Below are 14,906 nucleotides of genomic sequence, written 5' to 3'. Positions count from 1 at the left end.
CCCCGACAACAGCTGATCGGGGCGAGGCGCGGGACTCGGCCCGCGGCATCGTGGATATGGCTGTGAGAGCGGCCCGACCGTACAGCTATGCTGGGGGCCGCGCGGGCCGCTAGCTCAATTGGTCAGAGCAGCAGACTTTTAATCTGTTGGTTGTGGGTTCGAGTCCCACGCGGCCTACGGGAATGCCCCCCTTCCTCGGTGACGTCACCTTGAGGAAGGGGGGCATTTGCTTCAGGCGGTTCGGCCTCATCACCACCGGACCTGCGACAGGGCCAAATACAGGACACTTCCCAGAGACGGGGCGCCGACGGCGCGTTGACGCCCCTGCGGCCGGTGCGCGACGTCGTCGAGGAGGTCCGGCAGCAGCCCCGGGACGCCGCCACCTAGCAGAACCTCCTGCGACGACGGGCGGCCATCGCGACGCCGGCTGGCGAGAGCGCGGACGAGTGGAACAAAGGCATGGCCCGGATCGGCGAGCTGGCCGCGCTGATGCTCACCGCACCTCCGCCAGTTCGGGCCCAGCGCCCAGGCCGCACGAAAGTGCTCCACCACCCTGCCTCCCTCCCACAGAGAAGAAGGCGTTGGCCTCGACGCAGCGGCCAGCCCAGCACCAAGTCCCCGGCTAGGAGAGCAGTCCAGGACGCAGCCGATAGCAGACACGGCCCAGGCGAACACGCACAGGAACAGCCCTGGGCGGCCTCCCGGGACATCCGTACCGTTCTCACTGGCGCCGACGGGCCCGAGCGCTGACGAACCCGGCTGGCGCAGCCATCCGGCTGGGCTCCCGTCCTGCACACTGATTTCCCCGGCTCCTCAGCCTGACCCCGCTTACCCTCTGGACATGTCCAAGGAAGCCGTCCTCTTCACGCTCTACGTGATCGCGCTCGGCCTGGAAGTGCTCGGCTTCCACTGGACACTCAAGGACATCCATGCCGCGCGGGAAAAGCTGCTCCAGTACTTCCATCGCGACCGCTACGTGTATCCGTCCGGCGCCGGAGCCGCCGTCGAAGCCTTCGGGGTCACCGCCGACACGAGTGGGCCGAAGACGCTCACCGAGCGCGTCGAAGCCCTGGAGCACTGGCGCAAGAGTGTTCCCGAAGAGCTCGACCGTCGCGACCGCAAGATGACGGCTCACTTGGAGACCCGCCTCAGCGGCGACCTCGAAGCCACCCGCCGGTCCGTGGAGACCCAGTTCAGACAGGTCAACGAGTACCTCGAAGGCGGGTTGCAGTCGGCGACGGTGAGTTACCGGGGCCCCATTACGCTGCTCCTCGGCGTGATCTTCGGCTTCTGCGCCAGTCTCGCCGGCCTCACCAGCTGATCCCAGGCCCCAGCCCTCACCACATCGCCTCAACGGCCCAAAGCCCGCACCGCGCCCCCCGGCCCCTCGTTGTCGGTGACGATGTCCTCGCAACACCGAATCGGAGCCCGCCATGCGCGACGCCGCCATTGACATCTCCCCGCTTGACCTCATCGTGCTTCACAGGCCGGTCCTCAGCGCGTCGAGCGAACTCCTCCACGCCCACTGCGGCGACTTGGAAGAACTCCGGCTCTCCATCGCGGAAGGGTTCGGCACCAGCAGCGAGTGGTGTGAAGTCGGCGACGACCTTCACACCGTCACTGCGGGAGATGCCGAGATCCGCCTGCGGCCCCGCGCGAACACCCCTGCCTGGGACGCGGACTACTTCCACGCGGGCTGGTCCAGCACATACGCGGAAGTGCCGGCGGACCGGCGGGCGTTGATGGCTGCGTACGTCGACCGCCTGCACGACCTTGACGGGAGCCTCCTGCAGGAGTCCGACCTGCGAGCAGCAGCTGCCGACGGCGGAGCCTCCGCAGTCGACCGACTCGTCCGTCGTCACGTCAGCCGGGCAGACGAACGGCACGCCGCACTGGACGGCCTCATCAGCGCCCTGATCAACCCCGATGGCATCCTCCCGAACTGGGCCCGGGAGCTCGTGCACCGCGAGGTCGACGACCTAAACATGACCCGGGAATGGCTGACCAGCGCCGTCGTCGCCTACCACCACGGCACCGCCGGCCTCCGCCCCGACACCGTCTTCGGGGGCATCCGTTACGACTTCGCCTGCGGCTCGGTTAACCTCGTACGCTCCTGACGCCCAGGTAGCCAGGCGTGCTTTCTCCCACGCGGCCTACAGAGCAGCCCCCTGCTACGGCATGAACCGGGGCAGGGGGCTTTGTCGTGAGCCGGTGCGAGGTCAGGCGGTTCGCCCCGTCGCTTCGTGCGGTGGCTCGCTCTTCTTCGTTGTGCGGGTGCGTCGTTGGCGGGGGACGAGCTTCACGACCGCCTCGGCGGCCTCGCGGGCGAGATCGTCCAGGACGGACTGGTAGATGTCCCGGGTGATGTGGGTGTCCGAGTGGCCGAGCATCTCCGAAACGATCTTGATGTCCACTCCAGCGGCGAGCGCCAGCGTCGCGGCACCGTGCCGCAAGTCGTGGAGGCGGACCGGGGGCAGGCCGGCGGCTTCCAGCTCCCGCGTGAACATGAGCGAGACCTTGGCGGGGTGCAGGAGCGAGCCGTCCTCGTCGGTGAAGACGCGGCCGGTCGTCTTCCAGGCGGCACCCCAGCGGGCCTGTTCCTTGCGCTGCCGCTTCTGGTGCTCGCGGAGTGAGTCGACCGACTCGGCGTCCAGAGCGACCAGGCGTTCCCCGCTGTCGGTCTTCGGGGCCGCCTCGTGCACCTGCCAGCCCGACTGGACGAGCTGGGTAGCGACGGTCATGGACTGGTGGGCGAGATCGATGTCCATCCACCGAAGCCCGCAGGCTTCACCACGGCGTAGCCCTCGGAAGGCGATCAGGTGCCAGAGCGTGTAGAGGCGGTGCGTGGCGACCTGGTCGAGGAAGGCGCCGGTCTGCTCCGGCGTCCAGACCATGACGGGGCTGGGCTTCTCCCCGGTCCGCTTCCAGTGGCGTACACGCTCGGCGGTCCAGACCATGGCCTTCGCGCGCGAGGCCGGGTTCAGTTCCACATGCTCGGCGGGGTTGAAAGGCGGGATGATCTGCTGGGCGATCGCGGTGTTGAGGGCGGCCCGCAGGGTGCGCTTGATCGTGTGCTGGCTGTTGGTGCGGGTGGGCTTGCGGAAGGGCGGCATCTCATCGATGGACGCCTTGAGCCACTTGCGGCGGGCGCGGTTCTCCGCGCCCTTCCAGGGGATGGTCTTCAGCTCGTTCAGGGCTGCCCGCCGTAGGGCGTTCTGCTCGATGATCTCCACGTTCGCGTCGTTGATGGCCTCGAACATCCTGTCCAGGTCGGCGACGCGGAGTCGGTCGAGCCGCAGGTGCCCCAGGTGGGGTTTCAGGTGTACGCGTACGTCGCTCTCGTAGCGCTTGAGGGACGTGGAGCGCAGCCGCTTCTTGCCCGCCAGCCACTCGTCGAGCCAGTCCACGACAGTGATCTTGGAATGAAGGCTTTGCCCGGTGGCGTAGCGCCGACGCGTCTCGTCGTAGTCCGGCAGCGGCTCCTTGTTCTTGGCGCAGGCCTCCAGCGTGTCGCTGACCGCGAGATGGCCGGCGGGGTCGTCCTCGTCGGGTATGGCGAGCAGTGCGCGGACCTTGTTCAGTTCCTTGGTCGCCTCGGCTGAGGTCTCGAAGCCGCTGCGGCGGAACTCCCGGCGGGTGCCGTCGGACCGGTTGGCCAGTTCGTGGCGTATCGCCCAGGTGCCGTGGCGCCGGTTGGCGAGCTTGGGGCAAGACTTGCCGTAGTTCTTGCCCGTCTCTGGATTGCGGCACGAGCAGCGCCGGATGGTTGTGCCGCCGGAGGAGGTGGTGGTGGTGCTGGTCACGCTAGTCCTGGGAGTCGGGTTCGTCGACGAACGAGAGATCGGCGGGGAGGGCGGGCGGAACCAGCCCACGTTCCCGCATCGCCTGGCGGAACTCCCGCAGCTCTCTGCAGTCGTCAAAGGCGAGTTGCTCGTACGAGGCGGCGGCTTCCAGGAGAGTCTCGCGGCGACCGGAGTCGAGCGTGATGCTGGCCTTCCGGCGTCGCTCCTTCGCCAGGCGGGTGGATGTCGTAGCCGTGGCCACGGCGTCGCTGTGGGCGCGGAATGTGTCCAGCACCTCTCGGGCGGAACCTGGCGGCGCGGGCTGGACCAGCGGTGTCTCGCCGGTGAACCAGGCGACGGCCTCCCACGTCGGGACCTCCCGGTCAGGAAGCACGGCGACGGAGGCTTCCGTACTCAACGGGAACAGCAGGCTGATCGGCGGGACCTTGTAGACCTCGGCGAGCACGAGGAACTCCGCCAGGTCGATCGAGGTGCGGCGCCCGGTCTCCAGATTCGTGATCGTCGTCTTGGGGACCGCCAGGCCCAGCTCGGCGCACGCCTGTGCGGCCTCTGCCACAGTGAGGCCCGCGGCCTTGCGTGCTTGGCGCATCTGCTCGGCGACGCGGGCGGTGAAGCTCGGTGACCAGTCTCCATTCGTCATAGCTACAACTTACGTCGAAAAAATGAGTGGCTGCAACATCCGTGGTACATGTTCTGCTGTCACTGCACATTTTGGCGATCGGAATTCATCATGGCGACATCGAAAGCTGACCGAGGGATGACCCGCGACGAACTGCTCGCTCTGCCTGTTGCCGTCGACCTCGATACGGCCAACAAGGCGCTGACGATCGGCCGCAGCACGGGATACGCCCTGGCGAAGAGGGGGGAGTACCCGGTGTCCGTCCTCAAGCTGGGCAACGCGTATCGCGTGGTCACGGCGGAGCTGCATCGGATCCTCGGCGTAGGCCCGGACCAGGGGGCCGAGCGCGGGCAACTGTGTGCCTAGCCAGGCGCGCCTACGGACTACGACGTTGTGTTGGCTGCGAGGCTCCGGGCGGTGGTGCTGTATGCGGCGAAGACAGCGAGGTCAGCGCGGCGAGAGAGCCGTCGACGCTGGCCCACGAGGCTGGTGATGGATGCTAGGCCGCAGCATCGGTCCGGTGAGTTCTGGCGGAGCGTCCAGGCCATCCAGCAGTTGAATGATCTTGTCGATGTTGGTCAGCTTGCGGGCTCCGGACTCGAGCATCGACAGGAAGGCTTGGCTCAATCCGGTGATTGCGGCTATGTCGTCTTGGCGGATCCCACCGTGCTGTCTGATCAGCTGGCACATACGCCCGAATTCTCGGTTGACCAAGGCTTGGCGGACATCGGGTAACTGCCAGATGCCCATGGGGACGCTGGGTGCGGTCCGTTCCTGCTGCCGGTTGTCGCGATTGCAACCGGCACACAGGTCTTCCCTGTTGTACCGACTCAGACCGCATCGGCAGAGGCTGCAGAGCCGGGTGACGCCAGCAGGTGTGGGAGTGCTTCTCACCACGATGTGCTCCGCACCTGACGGCGATACGGCGGCCCCTGACGAGCGTCGAGATGAGTAGTCAATGCCAGCCATCCCATCCGTGCGTGCGCTCGGGCAGCTGCTGGATGCGTCACCCCAGGCCTTCGTGTCGGGGAGCGCCGTGCTGAATCCCTGATCGGGCACCCGTTGCCTCCGGTAGTCGGTGATGCCCTCAGGCTGGCGCCAGTCATAACGAAGGACCCGGACAGACTGTCCGGGTCCAATTCCTCTTGCTTTTAGCATTACTGAAGGTGCGTCAGGACGCAGCCCTACCGGCCTCATCCAGTACGGCTTCCCACGGGTACCGGCGCCCTGGCATCCCCGCCCGCGGTTCGGCGAGCGGCCACATCTCGTCTCCGTAGATCAACCGCACCCCTGAATCATGAAGGGCTTTGATGTGTCCCTCCCATGCGGGGTGGCGGGTATGCGCGGCGTTCACCCGGGGCCAGACGACTACTGGGAGGTCCAGTGTCCCGATGGCTTCGTTGACCTGTGTCAACGCCTGGTTGTCTGAGATCCCCAGGGCGAGCTTGGCGACGGTGTTGGCACTCGCCGGGGCGACGACGTAGCAGTCGACTGGCGGATGCGGCCGGGAGTCACCCGGCAGGCGCGATTCGGCCCGTACGGGAAGACCGGTCAGCCCTTCGAGTTCCGTCGTCTCCCCGCTCGTGCGGAGCCACTGACCGGCGGTCGGTGTGAGCGTGACCGCGACCGTCCAGCCCCGTTCGAGTGCCGGGACCACGAGCCCCGTACGCAGCTCCTCGATCCCGCCGGCGCTCGATCCGACGACGCCCAGCACCTTGCCCCGCATCGAATTCACTGCACCGCCCTGCATCGTTGGGCCATGGCCAGCAGCTCGGACGAGTGGCTGCCGCCGGTGACCGGGGACTGTTTCCTCAGGTCGCGAAGGGTCTCGCGTACGCGTGGATTGTTCCGCACGAGCTGCGGTGAGGTGCGTTCGGCCTCCCGCAGCTCGCTGAAGGACTCGTCGACGCGACCCCTGAGGCAGAGGCCGCGGGCGTAGTCGATGCGGTGGGACACGGCGCGTTCCGCCGGCATGTGGGAGACGTCGATGCCGCCATGCTCGACGACGTACGGGATGTTCTCCAGGTCAAGCTCGATCGACAGGCGGTGCAGCTCGACGTTCGTCGGACCGAAGCACGTCTGCCAGTAGTTCTCGTCGGAACCGAGCCGGTCGGCGAGCCGCTGCGCTTTCTCCAGTAGGGAGTTGGCGGTTGGGCGATCTTGGTGACGTGCGGCGGCCACAGCAGCTCGCAGATAAATCATGCCAAGCAGGCTCAAGGCGGCCGGGTCATCGTCACGAACCTGACCGGCGAGCCAAGCCGCCGCGGTATCGCCGAGTTCGAGGGCATCCTCGTAGCGCCCGTTGGCCAGCAGTGCGTGCGTACCGGAGCGGGCGGCGGAGACGAGCGACAGCGGGTCCTCGGATTCGTCGGCGGCGCGCATGGCTCGCTCGGCCGCGAGCCACGACAGGTCGGACTCGCCGACCTTGGCGAGGGTGGTCGCCGCCAGGTGATGCGTACGAGCCGAGACGGCGAGACCGCGTCTCCGCTGATCGCCAGGCGGAAGGTCTTCCAGATCCTGGGCGGTCCTCAGCAGACCGGGCAGGGCGGCGATGACGTCGCCAAGAACGCCGGCCTGGTAATCGCCCCAGCCGCGTTCGACGAAGACCTGCGCCTGGTCCGGCCGCGGCAACTGCCGCTCCGCCGTGGGACCGAACAGCAGCTTGGAGAGCCGCCGAGGGCTCATCAACGCATCGCGGACCGCCGGCACGTCGTCCATGTGCTTTTCCTCGTCCTCCAAGAGGACGGGCTGACCCATCAAGTCGCCGAGCGGGACACGCAGTACACGAGCGAGCTCAGCGAGCTTGTCGATCCTGGGCGGCTTCCGCACGCCTCGCTCGATCTTCGACAGCCAGTCGGTGCTGTGACCGACGAGACCGGCGAGCACAGGCTGCGTATAGCCCCGGCGCTCGCGGTAGAACGCGATCCGTTCTCCGATGCTGAGGTGATCACCAAGACCACGCATGCGCGCTGCCTCCCCGACTTTGGTACGTCATCCACGGTAGCGGCCGTGCAGGCCGCGAGATCAGGGAGCGATTCGGGCTGCGGTGCCGTGCTCAACATCCGCTCTGGGGCCTGGAACGGGCCGGACACTTTGTCCGGCTACGCCCACGAGTCCATGAGGCGCCAGAGTTCTACTCGTCCGTGATCACGGCCAACGGGCGATGATCTGGGGAACTACTAGCGCGGCGGCGCAACGTAGTGGAGGTCTCCGAGCCGCGCCCAACGCCGGATCACGAAGTGCGCACAGGCGTCCTGATCACCGAGGAGTTCCGTGATCCTGCTGCCAACCTCCACGAGCACCGACAGGCCTCGCGGAGGGCTTCGGTGATCGCCCCGAAGTTCTGGGCGAGGAAAGCTGACCAGAGCCCTCTGGCCTCCCGACTACATCCGATCCGAGGTCACGATGCCGCGAGGAGAGATAGGTCTGGAGCGATGGGCGTAGGACGCAGCATCGGCCCTGTGACGTCAATGGGGGCGTTCAATCCGTTCAAGAGCACGATGATCCGGTCGATGTTGGTCAGGCGCCGCTGTCCGGACTCCAGCATCGACAGGAAGGGCTGACTCAGCTCCGTCAGGAGGGCCATATCCTCCTGACGGAGACGGCCGTACTCTCGTACCAGCTGGCACAGCCTGCCGAAATCCCTGCCGACCAGAGCGTCTCTTACGTCTTGGTGGGCCCAAACTTGGGGTGGGACGGTAGGGCTTGCGGATTGGTCCTCAATCCCGCTGCGAGCGCAGCCGGAACAGACGTCGTCGCTGTTGTACCGGCTCAAGCGGCACTGGCAGGTGATGCACCGCCGAGTGCCCGTCGCAGTTGCAGCTACCTCAGTGGTTCGCGGCTCCGACACCGTGATCGTCTCCTTCACCAGATGGTCAGCCCTGGTCCAGCAGGTGTGCTGCCGGAGTGGTCCCCATCACACCGGTGTTCAGCGGCACGGAGTATCACTGCCGCTTGGCGAAGTCGCTCATCATCGGGCGACGTGACTTTTCAACATCCGCTTACACACGGGTTCGCGCGGGGCAGACTTAAGGTCCCGATCATGATGAGTAGTGGGCAGGCGGTATCAGCCGTGGGAAAGAGCCGCGCGGGGTGGCGCCCAGACCAGCTTCGCGTCATGCGCGAAGCACACGGGCTGACGCTGGAGGGTGCCGGTGAGCGGCTACGCGAAGTAGCACGGGCAGCTGGGATCACCGTGCCTGCGGCGAACTTCCAGACGCTATGGCAGCACGAGCAGGGAGAGGTGTATCCCGGTCCGCATTACCGCCGGGCGTACTGCCTTCTCTACCGAGCCACCGAGCCCGAGTTGGGACTCCGCAAGGCTCTGCCGGGCGAGCAGACTCAGCTCAAGCTCACGCCGTCAGGAGTCGAGCCGCACGGTGATCACGTCCTCGCGGTTGAGCGCGCGGTGCTGCAGATCGCTCCGGGTGACGGTGGTAGCAGGGGGCAGGAGGTTCAGCAGCGGATCATCGACGCGTGGAAGCGTCGTCACACTGGCGGTGACCCAAATCGGCCCACCTTGTTGATGGTGGGCGGCTTCGCCGGCAGTGGGAAGTCGGAATTCTCACGGTTCATCTCCCGGCTCACCGGGTGGCCGGTCCTCGACAAGGACCCGATCACCCGTCCCCTCGTTGAGCGGCTGTTGGTCGAGATGGGAAGCGACCCGAACGACCGCCACTCCCCGGCATATCGAGACAAGGTGCGCCCCCTCGAATACCAGTGCTTGCTGGAGACCGCCTACGCCAAGGTCGACTGTTCGATCAGCACGGTCCTCACCGCGCCGTTCGTTGCCGAGGTAAGCGATGAGCGGTGGATGCGTCGACTGATCAACCGGTGCGAAGCGCGGGGGGTGACCGTGGCGGTCATCTGGATCCAGTGCGACCTGGAGACGATGCACGAGTACATCAGCTTCCGCTCGGCGGCCCGGGACAGTTGGAAATTGCAGAACTGGGACGAGTACGCGGCCACCATTGATCCCGAGCTTCGCCCCGCCGTACCGCACCTGGTGGTGGACAACCGGCTCGGCTCCGCCATCTCTCTCACCGACCAGGTGCGTCAGGTCTTCGGGACGGTCTTCGTATGAAGAAACAAGGCATCTTGCTGTACGGTCCGCCTGCGTCGGGCAAGGACACTGTTACTGCGGCTCTCGCCGAACTCCGTTCTGTCTATGTGCCGTTCACGCGCCTGAAGGTGGGTACGGGGAAGACGCAGGGCTACCGGATGGGTACGCCCGAGGAGGTGGCCGGCTTGGAGGAGCGTGGCGATGTCCTCTACAGCAATGCCCGGTACGGCAACATCTACGTCGTTGACCGCCCCGGACTCCAGTCGGCGATGGATGGCGACCGTATTCCGATCCTTCACCTGGGTCAGGTCGCAGGCCTTACGGCCATCGTCGACCGGTATCCAGCCGCTTGGGCTCGTGTCCTGTTGTGGTGCTCCCGGGAGACCACCGCTGCACGCTCGAAAGAGCGGGGCGACGGTGACACGGAGGCGCGGCTGGCCGCCTGGGACGCAACCGAGCGGGACCTTGGCGAAGACAACGAAGTCCCGTGGGATCTGCGGGTAGATACCGAGGCCAACTCGCCAGCGGATACAGCCCGTTTGATTGATGGCCTCGTAGATTCCCTGGGGTAACGGTCACAGGGTTTGCCCCGGAGACGTTCCCGGTGCGAGTTCGGTGCCCGCGCCTCCGTTGTCGGTACTCAGGAGTGCGAGGGCTTCGCCGACGGTGAGGGATCTGTCGCGGGCCTCATCCCAGGTATGGAGCACTTCGGCAGCGGCACGCATCAGGTGACCGGGGAGGCCGGTTTCAGTAAGCAGCTCGGCAGCATCTTCGAGTTCTGGAGCCCATCGCCATGCTCGGGAAGCCGTCTTGGGGATGTACTCGGTTTCCGTCAGGTAGCTGCCTGTGCGCTTAGCGGCGATCTGTAGCAGTTCATCTGAGACGCCGTTCGCGTCAGCGAGACCGTAGGCCACGGCGGCCAGAACACGGGACGCCTTCTGGTAGCTGGAGTAGGCGAGTTTCAGCGCGGATGCCTGCCCGATGGTGACGCCGAGGGGATGGGTCCGCACATCGGTGCCGGCGAAGAGGTTCTCGAGGCCTGCAACCTGAACCTGTGGGCCCGCGAGGTAGAGGGTTGGGGTCTTGCCACCCTTGGGCGGTGAACCGACGACGGCTCCGTCGATAACGACTGCGTGGGGCAGGCGCTCGGCGACGTTGCGAACGCGCTGCGGGGTGATCGCATTCGCTTCGACATAGGTTCCGCGGAAGCCGTGGGCGGCGACCTGGTCTGCTACGTCTTCCGCAGATGCAGGCGGGCACAGCGACAGCAGCAGATCGGCGCGGTCGAGGAGACCAGCGAGACTGGGGACCGGCTCGGCACCGGCCTGCTCGGCGCGCTTTCGGGAGCTCTCGCTACGCCCCGCCGGGCACCACAACACCGTCGTGCCCATGGTGCGAAGCTGCGCGGCGAAGGCTGCGCCCATGCTGCCGGGATGCATCAGTCCAACCGTTACGTGGGGCGCCGTCACGATGCTGTCCTCGTCCGCACGGTGCTCTGCAGCAGGTTGATGGCGCTGAAGACGTCGGGTACGGCGTGGTCGGGCGGGTCCAGGTGATCAGGCCAGGGCCTGCCTTGGCTGATCCAAATGGTCTTCAGGCCGGCAGACCGGCCGCCTCGGATGTCGTTCTCGGCATTGTCGCCGACGGTCCAGGCTTCTCCCCAGGGGGTGCCGCCGCAGCGGGCGACGGCAACATGGAAGGCCTCTATTTCGGGCTTGCGCGCTCCGATCTCTTCGGAGATCACGATGGCGTCGACCGACTCAGCGAGTCCCGCAGCAGCGATCTTGGCGTGCTGGATGTCGATGGCCCCGTTGGTGAGGATGCCTAGTCGCCACCCCCCGGCCCGTAGCTGCTCCAAGCCCTTGAAAGTGTCCGGTTGAGGGGCCACTCCGGAGGCGATGCCGGTGACGTAGTCCTCCCAGAGTTTCGTCGCCGGCTCGTCGAGGGCGAGTTCCTGGCGCAGCCGCTCGAAGGTAGCCGGATAGGCCCTCTCCTTGAGTGCGTGGACGAGATGTTCTTCGGCTCGTCCGTCGAGCATGCGGCCGCGGCAGAAGCCAGCCGCCCATTCTGCGAGGGCACCCTGGCGATCGATGAGGGTGTTGTCGAGATCGAAGAGCACCAGCCTCTGCATAGGGCGAGACCTTAGCCGGACCAGTCAGGGGGCAGATGCGCGTGTCCAGAAGTGTGTCACTCCGCTGCTCGACAGTGCTTTCAACGGTCACAGGAGAGACCGTCGAGATCGCCAACCGACGCGGCCCGAGCCCATCGAGGTGAAGGAAAAGCGTGTGGGAAGACCGGTCGCCGGTCTTCCACGCCGAAGTCCCTGCCCCCGAGATCACCGACTCCGAACTGACCGGGAGGGTCTCGTGGTCGCTTCCAGCGGGACGCTTCGTAGAAGCCCGCGTCATCAGGCCCGCGTCCTGGCCTCCCCTAGAGGGCGCAAACGGTTGAGCAAATTAAAGTTGAAACTTTTCGGCGAGGGCATTTTGCAACCCTGCCGTGGTGGGAGCAAGGGACCATGGCCGATCGACATCGCGATTGTGCGCGATCGAAGAAAACTCGGGACGGCCATGGGCATCTACGCGAGCAATAACGGGCCGCTGGTGGGCAGAGTTGGTGGCATGACTCTTTGCCAGAACCGTTGGATCCAGATCACCTAGCGAGAATCCTTTTGCCGCTATCCGACATTCGAGATCCCGAATAGCAACTCCGGGTGTCGCGCAGAGTTCATCGTAGCTCACGGCGACAGTTCTTTCGCTGGGGAGCTCGAGTGCCTTCTCATAGAAACGGCGCCAGATATTCACCCTCGCGGCCTCGTCCTCACCAGCCCACGAGCGACCATCGTCGAACGAGCGTCGCAAGCTCTCCACGACTCCACGCGGATTTCGGAGCATAAGAACAAACAGCGCGTCCGGCACATCGCTGACTAGGTCTTCGCCAAGCAGGAGGTTCCATGGGGAATGATCCAGGTAGAATTCGCAACTTTCCTTCACGGCTATTGACTGAGCGAATTCGAGGGCGTGCGTGCGCAAATCGCCAAGGTATTCGTTCAGGAAACGTCCAGGAATGCCCTCAAATTCGCGCGGCGCGATCTTGCGGGTGAAATAGAAGGCATTGAATTCACCCAAGTCGCAGACTCTTTTAGAGGTCCCCAGGTATCTACCCATCATCGTTGTTCCACTGCGAGGGCTTCCCAGGACGAGGACTGCGCGTGGCGTCCCGCCCGCCGGCATCATCGACCTCCATCCAGTTCTGAATAGTCGACGCTTGAAGCATCGGCGAGTATCGCGAGACGACGTGGCAAGTTACCCGAACCGGACATTTTCTTGTTCATCCCGTCTTGAGAGATCAGTGTTTCCCTGGTGGGACTGCATGCCTAATGGGCGCTCGGCTTAGGCGAGTTGGAGGATGGTCGGTAGTGGTATCGCTGCGTGACCCTACGTAGGGATCGAGCACCGCTGCAGACCGCTAGATCAACTCGCCTGGTCCCGCGTGGCTGTGGCCCATGGGAGCGACCTTCAGTGCTGGGCCGGCGTCAAGATGTGACAGTTCATCGCCTGGACTCAGCATCAGCTACTCGAGGCTGCGAGACGATCCGACGGACCTCCTCGGGGTGGGGGGATCGTCCCAGCGTGGGCGTACTGCTGTGGAGTTGTGGCCACTTCGAAGGTAGCCAGCCAACTCACAGCCAATCACATCAAGTTCGAGCGGCGATATCACGGTAGTGATTTGGTTTCGTAGCGATCAACGCGCACTCTACGGGATATCCGATGGGAGGAATGGAGGGCGTCTCCCCCGCCAGGCGACAACCGCCGGGTCCGTGATGCTCCGGCGCAGCGGTCATAGCGGACTATACGCAGGGCTGGGGAACTCATGAATCCTCTGCCGGACTCGCTAGCCACATCTCAGATATTCGAAAAGATCCGGAGGAGGTCTGCTGCATGCTCATGCTTGCGGCCAGCATGGAGGTTCAGGATCGTGGGTAGCCGACGTGAGGCGGCAGTAACGCCAATCCCCTCAAGCAACGACATTCCGTTCGCATACCAGGTTATAGCTCACGTGGCGCCTCGGCTGGGCATTGAGCTGGAACTCGAGCCGTGGGGCGGCGAAGCGGCCCGGCTCGGATTCCCAAATGGTCGGATCGCCTACTTTCGCCACGGCAACCTCGATATCAACCCCTCAGGTAGCGCCGACCTCGCTCGGGACAAGTACGCATGCGCGCACTTCCTCGCTAACGCCGGTATCCCAGTTCCATCGAGCTTCCCGATCCGCGCACTTGACGAGGTTGCGGACGAGAAGCTACGCAGCTTCGTTGCGCAGCACTCTTGGCCGCTCGTCGTGAAGCCCAATAGCCGCTACGGCGGTCAGGGAGTCGAGAAGGTCGACAACATGTCGGCCTTGCGTCACGCCGTGAAGCAGGCGTTGAACATGGACAAGATCGTTCTGATTCAGCCCTACGTTCGGGGGCAAGATGTCAGAGTCGTGGTGCTCGATGGTTCACCGATCGCAGCGTACAGCCGTATCCCGCCGGTACTGATTGGTGACGGCAGGCGTCCGATTCAGCTACTCCTCGAAGACTTGTATGCCGATGGTGAGCCTGCCGGGCCAGCAAAGCGACTCCCGGATCGCGGTGAAGCCGCAGCCCGACTGGCGAGGCGAGAAGGCGGCCTGCGTCGTGTACCTCGCAGCGGCGAGTACGTTCCCCTCGCGGACGCGGCCAATGTCGCGACCGGGGCGGCCGTAGTCGACCTGTCTCGGAAACTCCCGGCGGATGTAGTGTCCTTGGCGGTCAGCGCGGCCCGGACTGCGGGGCTGCGCCTGGCAGGGGTGGATCTCCTGGTCGACCTCGGGATCGAGCACTCCGACGTCGTTCACTCCCAGGCCCACCGCGACGTAACGCACGATGGCCGTCGCGACGGGCAGTGCGTCGTCTTGGAGATCAACAGTGCCCCTGAGCTCGACGGCTTTGCCTCGCTCGGCGACAGCCAGGCCGCTCTCGTTGAGCATCTGTACGAAAGGATCCTGCTGGAGATAGCCAGATAGCCGACATGCAGTTCCAGATGGATCAGAGCGGTGGCTTCGATGCCTGGCCGCGGAAAGCGGGCATCGCGATCGGCTAGGACAGGCCGACCTCCAGAGCTCCCGTCCCGGGCAACCCTGGACCGACACGGCGGGCAACATGGGTTGTTCCGACACGAGGGCTGTCGTGTCGGCCAGCTTCGACTCGCAGGTGGAGACGTGGTCGGAGTGGCCCCACGGGCTAGGTACCATTTGTGGGTCAGTAGGCGCCGCTAGCTCAGTTGGTTAGAGCAGCTGACTCTTAATCAGCGGGTCCGGGGTTCGAGTCCCTGGCGGCGCACCCTCGCCAAGTTGCATGGCTGGCAAGGCCGTTCACCTCCTTGAGGTGGGCGGCCTTTGGCGT

15 protein-coding genes and 2 tRNA genes are annotated in these 14,906 nt (G+C 65.3%); 8 read left to right on the top strand and 9 right to left on the bottom strand.

The features are described from left to right. Positions 1 to 103: 103 nt before the first annotated feature. The 3 genes from ACH5AF_RS16800 (at position 104) to ACH5AF_RS16790 (ending at position 2,117) form a co-directional block, all read left to right on the top strand. Positions 104 to 177, top strand: a tRNA-Lys gene (locus tag ACH5AF_RS16800). A gap of 664 nt (positions 178 to 841) precedes the next feature. Further along, entirely contained in the window at positions 842 to 1,321 is a 480-nt protein-coding gene (locus tag ACH5AF_RS16795) for a hypothetical protein (RefSeq protein WP_398902413.1), read from the top strand. Between the two features lie 112 nt (positions 1,322 to 1,433). Next, a complete protein-coding gene (locus ACH5AF_RS16790) occupies positions 1,434 to 2,117 on the top strand; it encodes a hypothetical protein (RefSeq protein ID WP_398902412.1) in 684 nt (227 codons plus the stop codon). Positions 2,118 to 2,219: 102 nt separating this feature from the next. On the opposite strand, the gene ACH5AF_RS16785 is transcribed toward ACH5AF_RS16790, so the two are convergent. Beyond that, the gene (locus ACH5AF_RS16785) at positions 2,220 to 3,803 is read right to left on the bottom strand and encodes a tyrosine-type recombinase/integrase (protein WP_398902411.1); all 1,584 of its coding nucleotides are present in this window, start codon (positions 3,801 to 3,803) and stop codon (positions 2,220 to 2,222) included. Position 3,804: 1 nt separating this feature from the next. Then, a complete protein-coding gene (locus tag ACH5AF_RS16780; RefSeq protein ID WP_398902410.1) occupies positions 3,805 to 4,443 on the bottom strand; it encodes a helix-turn-helix domain-containing protein in 639 nt (212 codons plus the stop codon). Positions 4,444 to 4,560: 117 nt separating this feature from the next. Between ACH5AF_RS16780 and ACH5AF_RS16775 the strand changes: the two genes are divergently transcribed. Next, the gene (locus ACH5AF_RS16775; RefSeq protein ID WP_398902409.1) at positions 4,561 to 4,788 is read left to right on the top strand and encodes an integrase; all 228 of its coding nucleotides are present in this window, start codon (positions 4,561 to 4,563) and stop codon (positions 4,786 to 4,788) included. Positions 4,789 to 4,869: 81 nt separating this feature from the next. Here ACH5AF_RS16775 and ACH5AF_RS16770 read toward each other — a convergent pair whose 3' ends face one another. From ACH5AF_RS16770 to ACH5AF_RS16755, 4 genes are all read right to left on the bottom strand, one after another. Continuing rightward, on the bottom strand, positions 4,870 to 5,172 hold the full coding sequence (locus ACH5AF_RS16770; RefSeq protein WP_398902408.1) for a helix-turn-helix domain-containing protein: 303 nt from the start codon (positions 5,170 to 5,172) through the stop codon (positions 4,870 to 4,872). Positions 5,173 to 5,593: 421 nt separating this feature from the next. Continuing rightward, positions 5,594 to 6,148, bottom strand: coding sequence for a flavoprotein (locus tag ACH5AF_RS16765; protein WP_398902407.1), 555 nt, complete (start codon positions 6,146 to 6,148; stop codon positions 5,594 to 5,596). 5 nt (positions 6,149 to 6,153) lie between these two features. Beyond that, entirely contained in the window at positions 6,154 to 7,386 is a 1,233-nt protein-coding gene (locus ACH5AF_RS16760) for a helix-turn-helix domain-containing protein (protein ID WP_398902406.1), read from the bottom strand. Between the two features lie 436 nt (positions 7,387 to 7,822). Then, a complete protein-coding gene (locus ACH5AF_RS16755) occupies positions 7,823 to 8,008 on the bottom strand; it encodes a transcriptional regulator (RefSeq protein ID WP_398902405.1) in 186 nt (61 codons plus the stop codon). Between the two features lie 456 nt (positions 8,009 to 8,464). Here ACH5AF_RS16755 and ACH5AF_RS16750 point away from each other — a divergent pair, with 456 nt between their 5' ends. Continuing rightward, positions 8,465 to 9,505: an AAA family ATPase gene (locus ACH5AF_RS16750; RefSeq protein WP_398902540.1), complete on the top strand. Its 1,041-nt coding sequence runs from the start codon at positions 8,465 to 8,467 to the stop codon at positions 9,503 to 9,505. Beyond that, complete coding sequence (locus ACH5AF_RS16745) at positions 9,502 to 10,056, top strand: guanylate kinase (RefSeq protein WP_398902404.1); 555 nt, start codon at positions 9,502 to 9,504, stop codon at positions 10,054 to 10,056. The genes ACH5AF_RS16750 and ACH5AF_RS16745 overlap by 4 nt, the downstream gene beginning before the upstream one ends. A 3-nt stretch (positions 10,057 to 10,059) precedes the next feature. On the opposite strand, the gene ACH5AF_RS16740 is transcribed toward ACH5AF_RS16745, so the two are convergent. From ACH5AF_RS16740 to ACH5AF_RS16730, 3 genes are all read right to left on the bottom strand, one after another. After that, on the bottom strand, positions 10,060 to 10,923 hold the full coding sequence (locus ACH5AF_RS16740; RefSeq protein WP_398902403.1) for a DUF1932 domain-containing protein: 864 nt from the start codon (positions 10,921 to 10,923) through the stop codon (positions 10,060 to 10,062). Positions 10,924 to 10,949: 26 nt separating this feature from the next. Further along, positions 10,950 to 11,615 (bottom strand): HAD family hydrolase, encoded by a 666-nt coding sequence (locus tag ACH5AF_RS16735; protein WP_398902402.1) that lies wholly within the window; start codon positions 11,613 to 11,615, stop codon positions 10,950 to 10,952. Between the two features lie 325 nt (positions 11,616 to 11,940). Then, entirely contained in the window at positions 11,941 to 12,717 is a 777-nt protein-coding gene (locus ACH5AF_RS16730) for a sulfotransferase family protein (RefSeq protein WP_398902539.1), read from the bottom strand. A gap of 826 nt (positions 12,718 to 13,543) precedes the next feature. Between ACH5AF_RS16730 and ACH5AF_RS16725 the strand changes: the two genes are divergently transcribed. Beyond that, complete coding sequence (locus tag ACH5AF_RS16725; protein ID WP_398902401.1) at positions 13,544 to 14,527, top strand: RimK family alpha-L-glutamate ligase; 984 nt, start codon at positions 13,544 to 13,546, stop codon at positions 14,525 to 14,527. Positions 14,528 to 14,769: 242 nt separating this feature from the next. Beyond that, positions 14,770 to 14,843 (top strand) — tRNA-Lys (locus ACH5AF_RS16720). Positions 14,844 to 14,906 lie beyond the last annotated feature (63 nt).

This window comes from Streptomyces sp. NPDC018833, from assembly GCF_044390825.1.
Classification (GTDB): domain Bacteria; phylum Actinomycetota; class Actinomycetes; order Streptomycetales; family Streptomycetaceae; genus Streptomyces.
This window is presented reverse-complemented; position numbering and strand designations above follow the sequence as displayed.

Bases quoted from the DNA above. Each gene is read 5' to 3' on its own strand.
- ACH5AF_RS16795 (WP_398902413.1), top strand. From the start codon at position 842: ATGTCCAAGGAAGCCGTCCTCTTCACGCTCTACGTGATCGCGCTCGGC.
- ACH5AF_RS16790 (WP_398902412.1), top strand. From the start codon at position 1,434: ATGCGCGACGCCGCCATTGACATCTCCCCGCTTGACCTCATCGTGCTT.
- ACH5AF_RS16780 (WP_398902410.1), bottom strand. From the start codon at position 4,443: ATGACGAATGGAGACTGGTCACCGAGCTTCACCGCCCGCGTCGCCGAG.
- ACH5AF_RS16775 (WP_398902409.1), top strand. From the start codon at position 4,561: ATGACCCGCGACGAACTGCTCGCTCTGCCTGTTGCCGTCGACCTCGAT.
- ACH5AF_RS16770 (WP_398902408.1), bottom strand. From the start codon at position 5,172: ATGGGCATCTGGCAGTTACCCGATGTCCGCCAAGCCTTGGTCAACCGA.
- ACH5AF_RS16765 (WP_398902407.1), bottom strand. From the start codon at position 6,148: ATGCGGGGCAAGGTGCTGGGCGTCGTCGGATCGAGCGCCGGCGGGATC.
- ACH5AF_RS16760 (WP_398902406.1), bottom strand. From the start codon at position 7,386: ATGCGTGGTCTTGGTGATCACCTCAGCATCGGAGAACGGATCGCGTTC.
- ACH5AF_RS16755 (WP_398902405.1), bottom strand. From the start codon at position 8,008: ATGGCCCTCCTGACGGAGCTGAGTCAGCCCTTCCTGTCGATGCTGGAG.
- ACH5AF_RS16750 (WP_398902540.1), top strand. From the start codon at position 8,465: ATGATGAGTAGTGGGCAGGCGGTATCAGCCGTGGGAAAGAGCCGCGCG.
- ACH5AF_RS16745 (WP_398902404.1), top strand. From the start codon at position 9,502: ATGAAGAAACAAGGCATCTTGCTGTACGGTCCGCCTGCGTCGGGCAAG.
- ACH5AF_RS16740 (WP_398902403.1), bottom strand. From the start codon at position 10,923: ATGCATCCCGGCAGCATGGGCGCAGCCTTCGCCGCGCAGCTTCGCACC.
- ACH5AF_RS16735 (WP_398902402.1), bottom strand. From the start codon at position 11,615: ATGCAGAGGCTGGTGCTCTTCGATCTCGACAACACCCTCATCGATCGC.
- ACH5AF_RS16730 (WP_398902539.1), bottom strand. From the start codon at position 12,717: ATGCCGGCGGGCGGGACGCCACGCGCAGTCCTCGTCCTGGGAAGCCCT.